Below are 470 nucleotides of genomic sequence, written 5' to 3'. Positions count from 1 at the left end.
ATATTTATCTGCGAGAAAATATCCGCTCTCGTTTATTAATTGCATCTCAAGCGGTGCCTCGCCATCAAACAGAGATTTATCAACAATCATTAGAAGCGGTATCTACTTGGGTACGCGCCTATTTTGATACCACCGATCCGAATACAACGGCTTTCTTAGACAGTATTAATGAGCTTGAAAAGCAGCCTATTACTCTCGCAATGCCAACAGAATTAAAAAGCCTCTCTCTGTTAGAAAAACGAGTAGAAAAGCAGATCCGTAATTTGCTGACCCAAAACGAGACATCACAGCCAGAAGCGGTTGAAGCTAAAGATGCCGAAGCTACACAAGCCCCTTATGCGGTTGATGCAGCACAAGATAGTGCAACATCAGGAACAACGACATCAACAACCGTAGCACCACAAGGAGAATAAATTTATGTTCAAGATCTTACTCCTGTTTGTGGTATTGATTGCAGGGATAATCTTCGG

Annotated in this window: 1 protein-coding gene; it reads left to right on the top strand. The window is 42.1% G+C overall.

What is annotated here, in order from left to right:
• Nucleotides 1-413, top strand: a 413-nt coding sequence (locus IE142_RS39785; protein WP_229831233.1) for a uroporphyrinogen-III C-methyltransferase, incomplete at its 5' end; no start/stop codon positions are given.
• Nucleotides 414-470: the final 57 nt, after the last annotated feature.

Source organism: Streptomyces mutabilis (assembly GCF_014649815.1).
GTDB classification, from domain to species: Bacteria; Actinomycetota; Actinomycetes; order Streptomycetales; family Streptomycetaceae; genus Streptomyces; species Streptomyces mutabilis.
The sequence above is the reverse complement of the archived record's forward strand: the minus strand, read 5'-3'. Positions and strand labels throughout refer to the sequence as shown.